Annotated in this window: 11 protein-coding genes; 1 reads left to right on the top strand and 10 read right to left on the bottom strand. The window is 68.5% G+C overall.

Annotated features, from left to right (window positions below):
- The first annotated feature begins 23 nt into the window (after window positions 1-23).
- Window positions 24-200 carry a hypothetical protein gene (locus tag BSZ36_RS19630; RefSeq protein WP_218827496.1) on the top strand — a complete coding sequence of 59 codons (177 nt, stop codon included), beginning with the start codon at window positions 24-26 and terminating at the stop codon, window positions 198-200.
- Here BSZ36_RS19630 and BSZ36_RS00450 read toward each other — a convergent pair.
- The 10 genes from BSZ36_RS00450 to BSZ36_RS00405 form a co-directional block, all read right to left on the bottom strand.
- Entirely contained in the window at window positions 197-1,867 is a 1,671-nt protein-coding gene (locus BSZ36_RS00450; RefSeq protein WP_094545204.1) for a T9SS type A sorting domain-containing protein, read from the bottom strand. The genes BSZ36_RS19630 and BSZ36_RS00450 overlap by 4 nt on opposite strands.
- 99 nt (window positions 1,868-1,966) lie before the next feature.
- On the bottom strand, window positions 1,967-3,007 hold the full coding sequence (locus BSZ36_RS00445; protein ID WP_094545203.1) for a PorV/PorQ family protein: 1,041 nt from the start codon (window positions 3,005-3,007) through the stop codon (window positions 1,967-1,969).
- A 2-nt stretch (window positions 3,008-3,009) separates the two neighbouring features.
- Window positions 3,010-6,660 carry a fibronectin type III domain-containing protein gene (locus BSZ36_RS00440; protein WP_094545202.1) on the bottom strand — a complete coding sequence of 1,217 codons (3,651 nt, stop codon included), beginning with the start codon at window positions 6,658-6,660 and terminating at the stop codon, window positions 3,010-3,012.
- An 81-nt stretch (window positions 6,661-6,741) separates the two neighbouring features.
- Window positions 6,742-9,573: a TonB-dependent receptor gene (locus BSZ36_RS00435; RefSeq protein WP_094545201.1), complete on the bottom strand. Its 2,832-nt coding sequence runs from the start codon at window positions 9,571-9,573 to the stop codon at window positions 6,742-6,744.
- Between the two features lie 17 nt (window positions 9,574-9,590).
- Window positions 9,591-10,622 (bottom strand): LacI family DNA-binding transcriptional regulator, encoded by a 1,032-nt coding sequence (locus BSZ36_RS00430; RefSeq protein ID WP_094545200.1) that lies wholly within the window; start codon window positions 10,620-10,622, stop codon window positions 9,591-9,593.
- A 198-nt stretch (window positions 10,623-10,820) separates the two neighbouring features.
- Window positions 10,821-12,143 carry an alpha-amylase family glycosyl hydrolase gene (locus BSZ36_RS00425; RefSeq protein ID WP_094545199.1) on the bottom strand — a complete coding sequence of 441 codons (1,323 nt, stop codon included), beginning with the start codon at window positions 12,141-12,143 and terminating at the stop codon, window positions 10,821-10,823.
- A 167-nt stretch (window positions 12,144-12,310) separates the two neighbouring features.
- Window positions 12,311-12,754: a hypothetical protein gene (locus BSZ36_RS00420; protein WP_094545198.1), complete on the bottom strand. Its 444-nt coding sequence runs from the start codon at window positions 12,752-12,754 to the stop codon at window positions 12,311-12,313.
- Between the two features lie 110 nt (window positions 12,755-12,864).
- Window positions 12,865-15,291 carry a prolyl oligopeptidase family serine peptidase gene (locus tag BSZ36_RS00415; RefSeq protein ID WP_218827495.1) on the bottom strand — a complete coding sequence of 809 codons (2,427 nt, stop codon included), beginning with the start codon at window positions 15,289-15,291 and terminating at the stop codon, window positions 12,865-12,867.
- Window positions 15,292-15,342: 51 nt separating this feature from the next.
- Window positions 15,343-16,764: a PQQ-dependent sugar dehydrogenase gene (locus tag BSZ36_RS00410; RefSeq protein WP_179270943.1), complete on the bottom strand. Its 1,422-nt coding sequence runs from the start codon at window positions 16,762-16,764 to the stop codon at window positions 15,343-15,345.
- A 77-nt stretch (window positions 16,765-16,841) separates the two neighbouring features.
- Window positions 16,842-17,531 (bottom strand): outer membrane beta-barrel protein, encoded by a 690-nt coding sequence (locus BSZ36_RS00405; protein WP_094545196.1) that lies wholly within the window; start codon window positions 17,529-17,531, stop codon window positions 16,842-16,844.
- Window positions 17,532-17,592: the final 61 nt, after the last annotated feature.

Raw genomic sequence — 17,592 nt, 5'->3', positions numbered from 1 at the left:
GGGAACGCGGGCGGGTCAAAAAAATGCGCCGACCGTCCGTGCGGGCGGTCGGCGCGAGGCTCCGAAGAGCGGGGGCTCGCTGGAGGCTTGCACCTCCGGGAGCGGTGCGCGCGGCCTCTGGCGAAGCTGCGCGCCCAAACGTGGCCGCCAGAGGCCCGGGAGCGGTGCACCCAGAGGCCTCTGGCGACCGGTGTGCTTAGCGCACGACGGTCATCCGGCGCGAGACAACCTCGCCACCCGCCTGAACGCGGAGGACGTAGACGCCAGCGGCCAGCGAGGACGCGTTGAGCGAGAGCTCGGTCTCGCCAGAGGCAAAGGCGCCCTTGGCGAGCGTCACGATCGTGCGGCCCATGAGGTCGACGACCTGCACGTCCACCTCCATCGCCCGGTCGAGGCCGAGGTCGAAGGTGACGCGGCCGACGGCCGGGTTGGGACGCGGCGCGCTGAGCGTGACGCCCTCGGCGAGGCCGGGGCCCTGCTCGTTGGCGACGTCGATCTCACCCGTCCCGTCCACTGCCATCACCGTGGGCGGTGTGGCCGTGTTGTTGATGAGGATGTACGGGTCGTAGATCGGGTCACACGTGCCGTCGGCGTCGGCGTCCGGGCCGCAGTCGTCGCGGTAGGTGCCGTCTGCCTTCAGCATGGCGCCGAAGACGAGGTTGATGGTGCCGTCGCTCTCCGCGATCGGGTAGAAGGAGTCGTTGCCGAAGCCTCCCTCGTTGTCGTTCGCGTTGAGGCCGAGCTTACCGACGAGCGTGGTGAGCGCACCGGCGGGGTAGTTCAGCGTCAGCTCCCAGATGTTGTCGTTGTCGTCATCGGAGAACGCGAAGTTGTCGTTCGCGCCGAGGCCCGTGGGGCCCCAACCGAGCCAATCCGAGATGCCGCCAGCGGGGCCTCCACCTTCGGTGGACTCCCACATCGCGGGGCCGTTGATCCACACGCCGTCGATGGACGTGGACGCGTTGGGCGTGCCGGGGATGGAGGCGTTGTCCTCGAGGTAGAACGCTGCCGAGCGCATGTCCACGCGGAACGTGATCGTCTTCGCGTCCTGGAGCACCTGGCTGGCGGTCACGTCGTTGAAGAAGCGCTCTGCGACGGCGAGTTCCTGGAGATTGTCGTTGTCGACATCCATCTCTTCGCCCGTCGTCGTGACCAGACGGTCCGGACCGCTCTCCCACGCCGCGATGCTGTTATCGGAGCGGTTGAGGATGACGAACTTGTACGGGCTCGTACCCGGGGTGAGAAGCGACACGGGGCCGCCATCTGCGTCCTGCTGCTCGGAGATGAGCACGGTGTAGATGTTGTCCCGGAAGGCGTCTTCCTGCATCGGGACGGCCACGCTGCCCCAATCGTCTACGCCGTTGAGGGCGCCAGCGACGCCGGGGACCTGGGTTGCGGGGTCGAACGCGCCACGGGCGGTCTGGACGGACATGTCCACCGCGAAGGTGACCTCGTAGTCCTCCTCTACCGCGGTCGAGTTGCACGCGTCGACGGGGTCTCCGTCTGCAAAGGTGACCTCTGCAACGGTCTGGTTGGCGTCTGCGGTCACCGTGTAGGCACGGTCGCCCGTCTGATCCTCGTAGCCCAGGCCTCCGGTGGAGAAGAACTTGTAGGAGATGGCCTCCTCAGCGGTGAAGTCCGCGGAGTAGGAGTAGGTGCCGTCGCCGTCGTACGTCATGTCCGGGGCGGAGTCGTCCCAGCCGAACACGTTGCCGCGGATTTCCATCACGTCCGAGGCGGGGTCGTGCTGGCAGGAGTCGATGTAGCGTTGCATGTCGACCTGGAACGTCACGTTCTGGGCCTGCGCCGCTCCGGCGGCGAGGACGAACGCGAGCGCGGCCAAGCCGAGTCGTGTAGCGAGTCTCATGGTAGTGAGGGAGAAAGGGGGCCGCGAGCGGCCGGAAAACGGCGGGCGAACCCGCGCGCGATTGGGAGGCGCCTCGGCCTCTGGCGCTGTCGCCAGAGGCTAGAACGTGACGCCGAGAGAGAACATCTGAGGCGTGCCGAAGGGCTCGTACTCCTGGAAGACGTAGTCGAAGCGGAGGCCGAGGTCGGCGTTGAGCTCGTAGGCGAGGCCGAAGCCGACGGACCAGCCGCCGTCGTCGGCGACGCTGGAGAACGCCTGGCGGTAGCCGCCGCGTACGAAGAGGAGGTCGCGCCAGGAGGCCTCGCCGCCGAAGTTGGCGGACTGGCTGTTGTCGCTCGGCGCCTGCCCCTCGGCGCTGACCGTAAGCGACACGTCGCCGGCCTGGACGGGCGTGGCGCTGACGCCGACGCGAAACGCCAGAGGCAGGGACCACGCGCCGACTTCGAGCGCGCCGGGCAGGTCGTCGTTGTCGCCTTCGCGGTCCGGATCGCTGTCGAAGCGGCGGCGGAGGTCACGACCGGAGAGCATCATGTCGCTTCCGAAGTTGGACATCGTGGCGCCGAGCACGATGCCACGGAAGCCCGTCGCGTAACGGACGCCGAGGTCCACCGCGCCGCCCGTGGCGGACTCGTTGTAGATCTGGTTGCGGACGAGCTTGGCCGTCGCGCCGATGGAGAACTGCTCCGTCAGCGGGCGCGCGTAGCTGATGCCGACCGCGAGGTCGCTCGCGCCGTAGAACTCGCCGGTCCCCTCGGGCTGCTCCACGGTGGTCACGCGCTCCTCACCGTAGTTGAGCGCCGTCACGCTCACGCCGACGGTCCCCATCGTACCCACGTTGAGCGTCACGCCTGCGAAGCTGTGCTGCGTCTCGGGGAGGAACCACTCCTGGGTGGAGAACAGCGCGCTGCCGCCGCTCCGGTCCGAGGCCGAGGCGATGCCCGCCGGGTTCCAGTGCAGCGCCGAGGCGTTCTGAGCCACGGCCGTCTGCGCCGAGCCCATCGCGGCGCCTCTGGCGTCGGTGCCGATAAGGAGGAACGAGGCGGCCGTCGTGCCCGGCTTGTCCTGCGCACAGGCCTCTGGCGCCACCGCCAGAGGCGCGAGAGCGGCGAGCAGCCCGGCGGTAAGGGTCTTGATCGTCATGGTCACTTGATGAGGGCCAGCTTGCCGGTGGTCTCGCCGACGCCGGGCGCGTCGATGTGGTAGAAGTAGATCCCGTAGGCGGTCTCCAGATTCTCGCGCGTGCGGAGGTCCCAGCTCACCGTCCCGTCGTCCAGGCCGGAGTCGTGGACGAGCTCGCGGATGAGCGAGCCGCGCACGTCGTAGATGCGGACCACGGAGCCCTGCGGCAGGTGGATAAAGTCGATCCGGCGCTCGCCGCGGCCGGAGAGGTTGCGCGGCGGCGGGCGCTCCCAGCTCGCCGATGCCACGTACGGGTTCGGCACCACGCGGATGGCGTCGAGCTGCGCCTGCGCGGCGTCCACATCGACGCCAGAGGCCACGGTGGAGAACGCGAAGGCGTCGCGCGTGGAGAACGGCTTCCGCGAGGCGAGGAGGTACCGGTCGCCCGCGTTGGGGATCTCGCCGGTAAAGCGGCCCTGCGCGTTGCCGCGGATGCGGAAGATGTACGAGACGGAAAGCTCGTTGGGCGCGCACAGCGTCGGGCTGTCGCAGTCGTAGATGAGCAGCGCGTCGCTGCGGACCGAGCCGGGCAGCGAAGGCGTCGCCGTTGTGCTGGCCGTGAACGTGCCGTCTCCGCCGTCGGTGGGGATGAACACAAAGGCGGCCTCGCGGTCCAGCGTCCGGTTGTACACCGTCACGTTCGTCTGCAAGGACTGCACCACGGGCCCGGTGGAGCCCAGCCGGATCCCGCCGAGTGACGGCGTGTTGGCCTGCTCCGTGAGCCGGATCTCGTAGTCGTACGGGACGGCGGCGCCCTGGAGCTGCCACGTCGGGTTCTGGAAGACCGTCGTGAACGCGTCCGCGAACTGGTCGGCGGAGGACGGCTCAGTCAGGAACATTGAGGCGTCCTGGTCGATCCGCGCCACGTCGTTGTTGAACACGAACCGGATGCCGTCCACGACGGCCGACGGGGCCTCCGCCAGAGGCGTCGTGACGACGGTCTCGCCGTTGCGGCGGATGGAGAAGGAGCGGGACTCGGCGATGTCGTCGTCGAAGACGATCTCGTACTCGGCGCCGTCGGGGATCAACTGGGGGTTGAGGACCTCGGTGAACACCTCGCCGGTCGTCGTGCCCGTCACGCGCACGAGGTTCTCGACGCGGCCGGCGGTGTAGCCGGCCACAGGCGCGTTGGGACGCACCTCCACGACGTTGTCACCGGTCACCACCTTGCCGTCGGCGGTCTGGGAGGAGAGGATGTTGTTCTCCGCCGGGAAGAAGTCCGGGCTGCCACGGTCGTAGGCCGTGATGGCGTAGTAGTACGTCTGCCCGTTGTTCACGTCCGTGTCCACGTACGAGTACCGCAGGCCGGTGTCCGTCCCCAGGTTGAAGCCCACGCCGCGGGTGCGGGGGTCGTTGGAGGTGTAGATGCCGCGGATGCCGTCGGCGCGGTCGAACTGCACGAACGGGACGCGGGTGGCCGCGTTGCCAAAGGCGTCCGTCACGAACTCCACGTCCTGGAAGTTGGGGTCCGTGGACTTGTACAGGCGGTAGCCCTCGAAGTCGAACTCACCCAGCGCGGGGTCGAAGCTCTGTTCCGCGATGGAGTCCCAGTAGAGGGTGACCTGCCCGTCCCCGCCGACGGCGCGGAGCGTCGGGCGGTCCGGCGGACGCGCGAACTGGTAGTTCCGGTTGTAGATCTCCTGGATCGTCTGCGTGTTGGTCGTGATGTCCTCCAGGTCGTCGCCGAAGACGAGCGCCATCGAGAAGCGGAGCGTCTCGCCGGGCTCCAGCGAGAAGTACCCGCTGCCGAACACGAAGTCGCCGTCCACGCCACCGGTCTGCTGCTGGAGCTGGAGCTCTTCGTTGGTCGTGAAGAAGCCCGGCGTCATGCCGTCCCAGACCCGCTCGTCGTCGGTGAGCGGGAAGGCGTTGGAGGGGAAGAAGTAGAAGAACGACGAGAGGCCGACCTGGTCGGACTCGGTCACGTCGAGGTCGTCGAAGTTGGGCTCGCCGGAATCCGCGCGGCCGTTGCCCTCGCCCTGATCACCGGTCCCAGGCTGGCCGTCCGCGCCGACGTCGTCGGTCGCGGGGTTCCAGTCGCCGTCCTCGTCCACACCGTTAGCGCGAGACTCGTCAATGAGGAGGTTGCGGAGGCCGTACGTCGTGGAGTCCGCCTCGGTCGGCGCGCGGCCCTGAATGGCGCGGGCGAAGCCCACGTAGTTCTTGTACTTCAGCGCCGGGAGCGTCACCACGCCGCCACCGAACGCCTGCGCGCGGCGCTCGAAGTGCAGCGTCACGTCCTCGTCGATGATGCCGTCGAGGTCGTCGTCGATCAGGTTCTTCTCCGTGACCGTTACCGGCGGGATGCTCGGGTTCTGGCCCTGGATCTGCGTCTGCACTTCCTGAACCACGTCGCCGGCCCGCACGGTATAGCTCCGGCCCTGGCTTTCAACTGTGATGGAGCCGCTGGCGGGCACGTACTGGATCGAGCGGCGGCCTGTGGCCTCGTCGATGAGCACGAGCGGGTCGCCAGAAGCCAGCGTGCGGGGCTGGAAGTCGGACTGCTGGAACGTGTTGTCGGAGCCGACGCGCGTGAGGTCGGTGATGGGGTTGCCGTCCACGTCGCGGCCCTGAGGCGTGGAGGGGTCGCCGTCGCCATCATCGTCGATGCCGTTCTCGGAGTTGCCCGGGCTCTCCAGGAACCCGTAGCCCACGTACCCGACCGGCTGGCTCTCGTTGCCGGAGTTGTCGTTGTCCCAGGAGTAAACGATGCGGTTGGCCTGGTCGAAGAACGCGAGGTCGTCCTGCGAGTCGCCGTCGCCACCGGCGAGCGTGCCGACGGTGAGGCCTACGGCGACGCGGGGGTAGGTGATCTGCGAGGTGTTCGTCACCTCGTAGAGCCAGAAGATGGCGTCCTGCGCAAGGAACTGACTCCACTGCAGGCTCCGGACTTTCAGCTCCAAACCGAGGCCGCCGCGGTTGGGCCGCGCGGGGTCGGGAGTGAAGCCCGGGTACTCGGTCTGGATCTCCCGGTCGTTCGTGTCGTCCGCCCAGAAGTAGCTCTCCAGGTCGGCCGAGAACTGGTTGCGCCCGAAGAAGCCGTTCCACTGCGCGCGGCCCGTCGTGGGGTCGATCCACGTTGGCTGGTCCGGCCAGAAGTTGGGCCAAGACTGCGGGTCGGTGGAGAGCGCGAGGCGGTCGTTCTCCTCGTTCGTGTCCTCGCGCACGCGGTTGGACGCAAAGCCCGGCTTGGGCTCAAACGTCCACGCGTCCGAGGGGTTGTCGGGGTTGGTCGGGATGCCACGGTTGCCAGGCCCACGCGTGGTCGACACGTGCCGCACCAGGTCGTCCGCCACGCCGTCACCGTCGGTGTCTACGGGCACCTCCGAGACGATGATCGGCAGCACGTCGCCGACGTACGTGTCGTCCGACCCCTTGGGCCACTCTCCACGGACCTCGCCCACGCCTCCAAGGAGGCCGTAGTTGAAGACCGTGATGACGACCTCGTTGCCGTCCACGTCCGCCTTCTTCTCGTACACCTTCGACGAGTAGTACGCCGGGTCGAAGAGGAAGTCCGGGAGGTCATCGCGTGACTGCGCCGAGGCCTCTGGCGCCAGAGGCCCCGCGACCACGGCGAGAGCGGCGAGGAGAGAGAAAGAGAGAGCTCGAATCATCGGAGACGGTGAAACCGCGAAGTCGGGTAGTGTACCGCAGAGAGGCGACCACACATAGGTCACACCTCTGTGCATAGTCGTCTAAATGCCCAGGCGGAGGCCGAGGGTCACCCGACGGGGCTGGCTGAAGAAATCCGGGCGGGTGTAGGCGCGCTCTAGCACCAGGGGGTCACCCGCGAACTGCGTCCGTGCGCGGGCCTGCTCCAGGGAGTAGGTGGCGCGGCCCGTGTCGGAGAAGACGTTGACCTCGTCGCGGTTGTCGAAGAGGTTTTCCACCTTGCCAAAGACCTGGAAGGTGGCGCCGCCGAGGTTGAGGCCCTTGTAGGCGCTCAGGTTCACGTTGAGCGTGGACGGGCGGAGCTCGCTGTTGAGCGGGATCGTCGTGGGCGCCTCGGAGCCACCGCCGATGGCGGTGTTGATCGTCGGCGTGTACGGAAGGCCAGAGCCGTAGCTCGCCAGAAGCCCGAAGCCCGCGTTGTAGGCGCTGTTGCTGTAGGTGAGGCTGCCGTTGACGGTGTGGCGCTGATCCCAGTTGGTGGGCACGATGACCTGCTCTAGGCCGACCTGCGCCGCTGCGGCGTTGTACACCTGGCTCGGGTCGCTCGCGTTGGCGCGGGCCACCTGGTAGGTGTAGTCGAACCCGGCGAAGAGATCGCGGCCGATGCGCTGATCGAAGCGGAAGACGACGCCGCGGACGAGGCCGAAGTCGGAGTTGACGAGTTGGCCGTAGCGGGCCGAGGAGCCGCGGATAACGATCGGGTCCGTCGCAGAGCCCGCGAGGTTGCGGATGTCGCGGTAGTACGCCGTCAGCTCGACGGCTGTCGACGCGGTGAGCGACTGCTTGAGGCCGATCTCGCCGTTGATGGTCTGCTCGGGCTTGAGGTTCGCGTTGCCGATCAGTCCGATCAGGCCCGAGCCCTCTGAGCTGAGCTGGAAGAACGGGTTCTGGTAGAGCAGCTCGAAGTTCGGGATCTGGAAGAACTGCCCGTACGAGAAGTGGAACACGCCCGTGGACGAGATCGGGAACGCGACGCCCAGACGGGGGCTGAACTGCCACGTGGGCTCGGCGTCGACGAAGTACTCCTCTGGGATGAACCGCTCCTCTGGCGCGTCGCCGCGCAGGATGGGCTGGTTGTTGCCATCCGTGGTGCACTGCAACTCGATGACCTCGGCGCACTGGCGGAGGCTCGGGAAGACCGTGACCGGATCGCGCGGATCGCCGAAGAGGACGCCGTTGGAGTCGAAGTAATCAAACCGGACACCGGCGTTCACGACGAGGCCACCGACCTCAATCTTGTCCTGGATGTAGGCCGCGAACTCCGTCGGGCGGCGGTCATAGCGGTTGTTGAGCAGCAGGTCACGCCGCGACACCACCTCTTCCCCCAGCTGCGTCGTCTGCTCGACAAGCGTGAACTCGTCCTGCGCCCGCAGTTGGTGGAAGCGGGCCTCGATGCCAGTCTTGACGAGGTGCGACTTACTGACCTGGCTCTGGATGTCCAGCTTCGCGAGCCACGTGTCCGTGGAGCGCGAAAAGCGGCCGTTGTCGGTCCCTCCAGCGGCGAACCCGGACGTGATGTTGTTCGGCGCGACGCCGATGAAGTCGTTGTCACGGTAGCGCTCGTCCAGCGGGTTCTCGAAGAGGTAGCTATCGAATGTGGTGTAGTTGTTCGTCAGGCCGATCTCGTAGAACGTCGTGTTCGAGAGCAGGTGCGTCCACTTCAGGATGCCCGTGCGGGCGCGCCGGTCGTTGTTGCGGCGGCCCTCAGGCATGTAGTAGTAGAAAAAGCTGCCGTCGCGGAAGTCCTCTTGCGACGCGAGGAGGTTGGCGGAAAGGCGGATGCCGGAGAACAGGTTGGCGGTCAGCTTGACCTGTCCGGACACCTTCTCGTAGGGGTTGAGCGAGACCATCTCGCGCGTGCCGCTCCCGAGCGTATCGCGGAGGACGATGGCGCCGCCGGGCGCGAATCCGATGTCCTCGAAACGGTACCGGTCCTCGCCGTTGACCCACCCATCGTTGCCGAAGTAGCGGCCGCTGGCGAAGAAGAAGACCTTAGACGGAAGGATGGGGCCGGAGAGCGTGCCTTCGAGGTTGCGGATGCCGGTCCCGAAGTCGCTGACGCCCGTTCCGGGGAAGACGTTGAGCGAGTTCACGCCAGAGGCCCCGGAGCCTGCGGCGTAGTCCCCGGCGAAGCCGGAGATCTGGGCCTCGAAGTCGTCGGAGCCGTCACGCGTGACGACGTTGACGATGCCGGAGAGGGCCTGCCCGTACTCCGCGTTAAAGGCGCCGGTCACGACCTGGAGCTCCTGGACGGAGTTGTTCTCGATCTCCAGCGCGAGGCCGCCGTCGTACACGTCGGTCACGGGCACGCCGTCGATCCAGTAGCCGACCTCGCCGCCGCGGCCGCCGCGGAAGTGGAGTTGGCCGCCTTCTTCCACGACACCGGCCTGGAGTTCGATCACGTCGGCGAAGTTCTCGACGGGGATCGCGCGGATCTCATCGCCGGAGACGAACGCGGTCGTCGCCGTTACGTCGCGCTCGAACAGCGCGCGCGTGGCCTCGACGACGACTTCGCCGCCCAGGTCGGCGGTCTCCTCCTGCAGTTCCACGTCGATGTCCGTCGTGAGGTCGATCCGGACGCGGGCGTTCTCGACGCGCGTGGTCTGGTAGCCGATAAACGAGAACGAGATCGTGTACGAGTCCGGCCGGACGCCGATGATGACGTACTCGCCGTCCAGGTTCGTCGCGGCGCCCTGTCCCGTGCCCTCAATGAGCACGTTGACGCCAGGGATGGTCTCGCCTGTGGCCGCGTCGGTGACGCGCCCGGCGACCTTTCCGGTCTGGGCGCTGGCCGCGGCGCTGAGCCCGAGGGCGAGCGCCAGAGGCAGGAGGAAACGAGAGAGGGGTAGCGACATCCTAGGGGAGCCCGGGGTCAGGCGGTCTCAGAAACGGGCCCTCCCGTCGTCTCACGGACGACGAGGCGGGGCACAAAGACGGTGTGGGAAGGAGGCGTGTCGGGCTCGCTCATGCGGCGCAGCAGCAGTTCGGTGGCGAGCGTGCCCATCTCCACCATGGGCTGGCGGAGCGTGGTCAGGCCGACGTACGCGCTAGAGGCGACGTCGTCGAAGCCAACGACCTCGAGATCGCCGGGGACGGAGAGGCCGGCCTCTCGCGCGGCGCGGAGCGCGCCGAGGGCCATGACGTCGGCGGCGGCGAACACGGCCGTGGGGCGGGCCTCTGGCGGGAGCTCTAGGAGCTTCTGCATGCCGCGGTAGCCCGCGTAGCGGGTGTAGCCGTGCTGCTCGTGGTCCCACTCCGCCACGACGACGTGGCGCGGGTCGAGCGCGCGGCCTCTGGCGGCGAGTTCCTGCTCCACGCCCGCACGGCGGTCTTGCGCCGGCACGGACTCCGCCAGAGGCAGGATCAGGCCGATGCGCTCGTGGCCGCGGTCGAGGAGGTGACGGACGGCTTCGGCGCCGCCGGTGACGTTGTCGACGGAGACGGAGTCGAGGTCTTCGTGGTAGGAGTCCACGAGGACGACGGGGTTGCGGCTGGAGGCGAGGCGGCGCGCGCGGTCTCCGGAGACGGGCGTGGACACGAGGATCATCCCGTCCGAGCGGCCCCGCTGGAGCGCCCGGCCGAGTTGGCCGTCCACGCGGCCCAGCGTGCGGGCGGCGTAGACGAGCAGGTCGTAGTCGCTTTCGTCCAGGCGGTCTTGGAGCCCGCGGAGCACCTCCATGAAGAAAAACGAGGTCATCATCGGCACGACGGCCGAGACGATCCGGGTGTTTTTCCGGGCGAGGCTCTGCGCGCTCGCGTGCGGCTCGTACCCCAACCGCGTCGCGACGTCGAACACCCGTTCACGCGTCGAGTCCGAGACGCGCGGGTGGTCGTTGAACACGCGGGAGACGGTCGCGATGGACACGTCCGCGTGGTCGGCGATGTCGTAGATGGTGACGCTCAAAGGTCCGTAGGGCCGCGGTGAAAGCGGGAATGAAAGCGCTTTCAGTGCTCGGTCATGATAGGGTTACACCCCCCACCCGTCAAGGTGCTTCACGGGCCTTTAGCGCGGCATCCGGACCAAGCATGCCGAATGCCGCCGCGCATGCCTCAGCGCGTACGGAGGTCCCTCCGGCCCGGTCGCGGACCGCGCCGCCAAGGGCTACCGCAGGAACACGCGGGCGCTCCACGGCGCCATCTCGAGGTGCGTCTCGGCCCCGAACGTCTTCGTCACGCCGAGTTGCTCGCCCGCCGCCAACGGGGCCACGCGGTACGTCCCGTGGTGCAGCGCGTCCCGGAACGCGACCGCGCGAGCCTCTGCCGAGAAGTTGAACGCCGCGAAGACGACGCTCCCCTCGGCCTCGCGGACAAAGCTGAGCACGTGCGCCTCGTCGTTGTTGGGGACGCGGACCATCCGGCCGCCCCACGGCGCGTTGTGGAGCGCCGGCGCGTCGTGCTTGAGCGCGAAAAGGCGCCGGTACAGGTCGTCGATGGGGTGCTCGCGCCAGAGGATCGGGTCGCGGTCGAAGAAGGCCAGCCGGCGGTCGTTGCCGGCCTCTTGCCCGTTGTAGAGCAGTGGCATCCCCTCCCCTACTACGGAGAGCACGATCGCCGCGTTCAGCGCGTCGCCAAACTGCTCCCACATGGTCCCGTCCCAGGCGTTTTTGTCGTGGTTGCTCACGAACGTCATGCGCTGGGCCTCTGGCGGGTACGAGCCCTGGTTCTCGGCGTAGACCTTGAAGAGAGCGCTCACGTCTTGGGCGCCAGAGGCGACGGCGTGCATGGCGTCGTACCAGTCCCACGCGTACGTCGCGTCAAAGGCGCGGGCGTGGAGGTCGCGGGCCTGCCACTCGGCGAGCATGAAGACGGGTTTGATGGCGTCCAGTTCGGCGCGGGCCCGCTCCCAGAACGGCGTCGGCACGAAGCCGGCCACGTCGCATCGGAAGCCGTCGATGTCGGCTTCGCGGAGCCAGAACGCCATCGCGTCGGTCATGGCGCGCCAGAGGCCGGGCTGGCGGTAGTCGAGGTCCACGATGTCGGTCCAATCCCACCACGGCGTCGGGCGGAGGGCGCCTCTGGCGTCGCGGGCGTACCACTCCGGGTGCTCGTGCACCCATGGGTGGTCCGGGGCGGTGTGGTTGGCCACCCAGTCCAGGATGACGCGCATGCCGAGCGCGTGCGCCTCGTCTACGAACGCGCGCAGGTCCTCCAGCGTGCCGAACTCCGGGTTGACGGCTTCGTAGTCACGCACGGCGTACGGGCTGCCGAGCGATCCCTTGCGCTCGGCCTCGCCGATGGGATGGACGGGCATCAGCCACAGGATGTCCACGCCGAGCGTTTGCAACCGGGGCAGGTGCGCTTGCGCGGCTCGGAACGTGCCCTCTGGCGTGAACTGCCGCGTGTTGATCTGGTAGAGCGTCGCGCTGCGCGTCCACTCGGGGTGCGCGAGCGTGGAGGTGTGCGCGGGGGGGTAGAGATCGGGCATGGCGCCAGAGGCGGGTTGGGCGCCGAAGTTCGCCTCTGGCGCCAGAGGGGTGCTCCACGCGGGGTCCTCAGACTGGTGTCATCGCGAGCGAAGCGCGGCGACCTCGTGCCGTCAGGCAGGTCACGAAGTCGCGACGCTGGTCCCGATGGCACTTGGGTTCAGGCGGTCTACGTGCCGACGACGGTGGTATCGGCCGCGACGCGGACGGTGACGGAGAGCGGGTCCTCGCCTCGGCGCTCGAACAAAAACCGGTAGGTCCCCGGAGGCGGGGACGGGAGGGCAACATCGAGGGAGTCGATCATCACACGCGCCGAACGCGTCGGGCATGGGTCATCGGAGCCACGGACGAGCACGTCTTTGACGAGGGCCTCGTTGCGCACCGCGCTGCCAGGCGTTCCAGTGCTGACCGTGTAGCCAGAAAGCGCGTAGCAACCCGCTTCTGGCGCGACCCCGGTGTAGCGGAAGGCCGCTCGGAGTTGCCCCCGCTCTCCTATGCCCACCGCGAGTAGCTCCGCACCCTCCGCGCTTACGCGCTGGACAGAGCTGGAGTCGGTGAGCACGCCGCAACCGGCAAGAGCGACGAGCGGAAGAAGAGCGAGGCGGGAAAGCACGGCACAGTAAGGAGAGGGATGCGCTCAACGCCAGAGGCCGGCGCCGCGTGTGCGGTCCCCTCCGAAGTGCCTCTGGCGCCAGAGCCGCGCAGGCCACTCGCGCCAGAGGCTCAGCCCTCCGTGTCCGCCTCTGGCGCGTCTGGGCCGACCGTCATCTCGATGAGGTCGTGGATGCGGTGGAGCTTGTCCGCCCACGAACTCGCCTCGCGGTAGCCGTGCGGCTCTACGGGCGCGATGGCGAGCTCCCAATCGCGCTTGCCGAGCTCGATGAGGCGCTGCGAGAGGCGGAAGATGTCTTGCGGCTGCACGTTGTCGTCCACGAGCCCGTGCGTCATCAGGAGCGGGTCCTCCAACCCGTCCGCGAACTCGATGGGCGAGGAGCGGAGGTACGCCTCGGGGTCCTCCAGCGGCGAGTTCAGGATGTTGCGGGTGTACGTGTCGTTGTAGTGCGCCCAGTCCGTCACGCTCCGCATGGCGGCACCGCTGCCGAAGTGCTCGGGCTCGGTAAAGAGCGCCATAAGCGTCAGGAAGCCGCCGTAGGAGCCGCCGTAGATGGCGACGCGCTCAGGCTCGATGCCGAACTCGCTTCCGACCCACCGGCTCGCGTCCACGTAGTCCTGCAGGTCGCGCCCGCCCATGTGGCGGTAGACAGCCGTGCGCCAGTCGCGACCGTAGCCCGCGCTCGCGCGGTAGTCCAGATCGAGGACGACGTAGCCCTCGTCTGCGAGCATGTTGTGGAACTGGTACTCGCGGTAGTAGCCGCTCCACCAGTTGTGCGCGTTCTGGAGGTAGCCCGCGCCGTGGACAAAGAAGACGGCCGCGCCGTTGGGGTTCTCCGGCCGGTAGATCCGCGCCGGCACGCCCGCGCCGTCGCTCGCGGGGATCTCCACGATCTCCGCCGCGCGCCATGGATAGGCACGCCACGCGTTGCTCGGCGAGTCGGTGACGGTCCGGGCCTCTGGCGAAGCCGGGAAGGCCGAGCGGACCATGACCTCTGGCGGCTGGTTCGCGGTCGAGAACAGCATCGCGAGGGTCTGGTCGTCGGGCGAGAGCGCGGCGTCGTAGCGACCGGGCTGGCGCGTGATCCTCTGGCGCGTGCCGCCCGCCAGAGGCATGCGGTAGATCTGGCGCTCGGCATTGGAGGCCTCCCCGGTCTGGAGGATCCACGCCGTGCCGTCGCGGGTGAGCTGCACGGACTCGACTTCCCACTCGCCAGAGGTGAGTTGCCGCGTCTCGCCAGAGGCCACGTCCACGGTGTGGAGGTGGCTCCAACCAGACGCCTCGCTCTTGTACCAGTACGTGCGGCCGTCGGGGAGCCACCCGCCCTCGCTGCCACCGCCCCACCACGAGATGCCGGGTCCGGCGATCCATGCCTCGTCACGCTGGTGGTCCAGAACCGTGAGCGCGCCAGAGGCGGGGTCCAGCCGCGCGATCCAGCGGTCCTTGTTGTCGATGGTGCGGACCTCGACGACGGCGTAGCGCCCGTCCGGGCTCCAGTCCGGCCCGATGGCGAAGGCGACGCGGCTGGAGTCGGTCTCCTGGCCCTTCTCGCGGAAAAAGTCCGCGGCCACGAACGCGCCGGGCAGCGTGCTGAGGTCCACCTTATAGACGCTGTCGCGCTCCACGTCCTGAACCCAGAGCGTGCTCGCCGTCCGCTCGGCGCCAACCTTGGCGCGGGCGGTGATCTCCTCGGCGTAGCCGCTGGCGGTGACGTAGTCCACCATGCGCGTGGTCGGGTTGGAGCCGCTGGGCGAGAGCGTGAACGTGACGTAGCGCTCCGTCGGGTCGATCCGAAGGTCGCCGATGCGCCCGTCGCCGACGTAGTGCGTGGGCGGGAGGCCTCTGGCGCGGTCCTCGCGCTCGCGGGCGGCTTGGCGGAGCGAGTCCTGCTCCACACCACGCCGGATCACGTCGAGCAGGCGCGTCTGCTGGCTGCGGAGATAGGCGTCCTGATCGCTCGGCGCTTTGTCCTTAGGCTCGTTCCCACGGCGGAGGTCCGTGAGCTGGCGCACGACGCCAGAGGACGCGCCGCTGCCCGAGTCGAGATCCATCGCGTAGAGCGCGTCGCCCTCGCGGTAGACGATAGAGCGCCCGTCGGGCGAGTACCGCGCGCCGCTTTCGCGGGCCGTCGTGCGCGTGAGCCGCTGCATCTCGTCCGTCTCGATGATGTAGCGCCAGAGGTCGCCGCCGCGCTCGAACACGCGCTCGGTGGCCGAAGGCGAGTACGCGAGGCGGTCGCGCCAGAGGCCGCCGTACGCCGGCGGAAGCTCGCGGGCCTCTGGCGCGCTCACGAGCACGGGGTCGCCGCCGGAGGGATCGGCGGAGAAGAGGGAGTCGCCGGGAAAGCGGCCCGCCGGGTTCCACGTGAAGTAGAGGCGGTCGCCGCGGTCGGTCCAGTAGGGCGCCTCGGGCCAGTCGCCGATCCACGTCGCGGGATCCTGCGTGATGAGGTCGATGGTGAGCGTAGGGCGCTCTTGGGCGCTCGCGCCAGAGGCGCAGACGAGGAAAACGGCGGCGAGGAGGAGGCGGCGAATCACGGCAGCGGGGAGAGACCGCGCCAAAGATAGGCGGGGCCTCTGGCGCTGCGTCTACCGCGCGACGGTGATCCGCGTCACGGCTGTGCCTTCTGGGAGCGCCACGCGGACGGCGTAGGCGCCCGGCGGCAGCGGCGCGAGGTCCAGAAGCTGCCGCCCGGCCTGCGCCAGAGGCGCGTGGGTCTGCACCGTCCGCCCGAGCGCGTCGATCACGTCCACGCGCGCGAAGTGGCTGGAGCCGTTCCAGACCGGCGAGCCGGAGGCGCCCCACACCACCGTAGCCGCGGTGCGGGCCGGGTTGGGCGCCACGCGCAGCGCCAGAGGCTCGGATGTGGGCGGAGCCTCAACGTCGGTCGCCGCCCACGCACCGATGTCCAGCACGCGGCCCTGGGAGTACGAGACGGCGTACAGCTCGCCTTCGGTGCCTTCGCCAAACGCCACGATCCACGCGTTATCCGCCACGACGCCGTGGTCGATTACGTCGGCAGGATTGTCGGCGTCCAGCGACCAGAGACGGTGCGTGATGAGGTCCACGGCGACGTAGCGGCCCACCAGGCCCGGCGCGCGCGTGCCGCGGTAGACGAGCCCGCCGGTGATGGAGACGCCGCCTGTCTCGAAATTGTGGGGGTAGGAAAAGACCGGTGCGTCGAACGCCTCGCACGAAGACGCAAAGCAGAGCGGCCCTTCCATCGCGTCCCACCCGTAGTTGCGGCCGCGCTCCACGGTGTTGACCTCTTCCCACGTGTTCTGCCCCACGTCCGCCACCCAGAGCCGGCCGCTGGCGTCGAAGCTGGAGCGCCACGGGTTTCGCAGGCCCCACGCCCAGATCTCCTCGCGCCACCCTTCGGCGTTGCCCACGAACGGGTTGTCGACCGGAACGGTGTAGCCCTCGGCCTCTGGCGCCAGAGGCACCTCCAGGCGGAGAACGGAGCCGAGAAGCGTGGTGCGGTCCTGGCTGTTCGCGCTCAGTCCCTCGGCCAGCCCGCCGTCGCCGAGCGGGACGTAGAGCATCCCGTCAGGGCCCCAGAGGATCTTGCCACCGTTGTGCAGCCCCGTCGGCTGCGGCACGCGCAGGATCTCGCGCTCCGAGGCTAGATCAAGCGTCCCATCGGCGCGGATCGCGTACCGCACCACGGCGCTTTCGAACGCGCCCCCCGAACGGAGCACCATGTAGGCCGCCAGCCACTCGTCCGAGGGGTGAACCGCGACGCTTTGCAGCCCGCCGTCCTGCGCCAGAGGCCCGATCCGACCGCGGAGATCGGCCACCATACTGAGCGACGCCGACGCCGGGTCTTCGTCGAACGCCCAGATCTCGCCGTCGCGCTCGGCCACCCAAAGCCGTCCCGCCTCTGGCGCGGCGACAATGTCGATGGGCTGCGTAAAGCCGGGCAGCGCCGGGAACGCGTCGGGGAGCGGCTGCGCGAGCCCGCCTCTGGCGCCAGAGGCGAGGAGCAGCGCGAAGAGAAGACGGATCACGGCGAAGCCAGAAGGATGGCGCACAAGGTAGGCCGACGCCTCGCGCCGTTACGCCGCGCCCCTCGCGCCGCCAGAGGCTACCGGCCGCCGATGACGATGCCGAAGAGGAGCGTGTCCAGCCCGTAGCCGTCGGGGAGGCGGAGCGCGATCTCGTCCGTGCCGTTGTCCACAATCACGTCACCGCTTTCCACGTCCGAGAGGCCGAGCGCGTAGCTGACCTTGGGACCGAACTTGGTGCCGAAGACGTTGAGCGTCACGCCCGCGCCGAACTTGGCGGCCGTGCTGAGCAGTTCGGAGGTCTCGCGGACGCTCGCGAACGTCACGTCCTCATCGGAGAGGTCTACCAGAAAGCGGAGTTCGGGGCCGCCAAACGCGTACAGCGTCGCCGGGCCAACGCGCTTGCCGACGCGGAGGTCCGCTTGCAGCGTTACAAAGTTGGCCTCGAAGGCGTCGCGCTCGAAGGAGCCACCTTGCTCGTCGAACACGGCTGACGTGTTGAGGTAATGCACGCCGAGCCGCACTCCCACATTTTTCGGCATGACGATCAGGCCCAGGCCGGCTTCGAAGCCCACCGTTGGCTTGAACTCGTACGTCTGCATCTGGGACGGGTCGATCTCGGGATCGTCCGGGTCGAAGGTGAAGCCCTGCACGTCCCCCGGCCACGAGACCACGGGACCGAGCGTGAAGTCCACGCCGACCTGGGCGTGGGCGCCAGAGGCGACGCTACCTGCGGCAAAAAGGACGGCGAGAGTGAGAAGGCGTCGCATGGAGAGAGGCGGTGGGAGACATGGAGTACAGGAAGCGCGGCCGCACCGAGTCATGCTCCTA

The sequence above is a fragment of the Rubricoccus marinus genome (assembly GCF_002257665.1).
In the GTDB taxonomy this organism is placed as follows: domain Bacteria; phylum Bacteroidota; class Rhodothermia; order Rhodothermales; family Rubricoccaceae; genus Rubricoccus; species Rubricoccus marinus.
The sequence above is the reverse complement of the archived record's forward strand: the minus strand, read 5'-3'. Positions and strand labels throughout refer to the sequence as shown.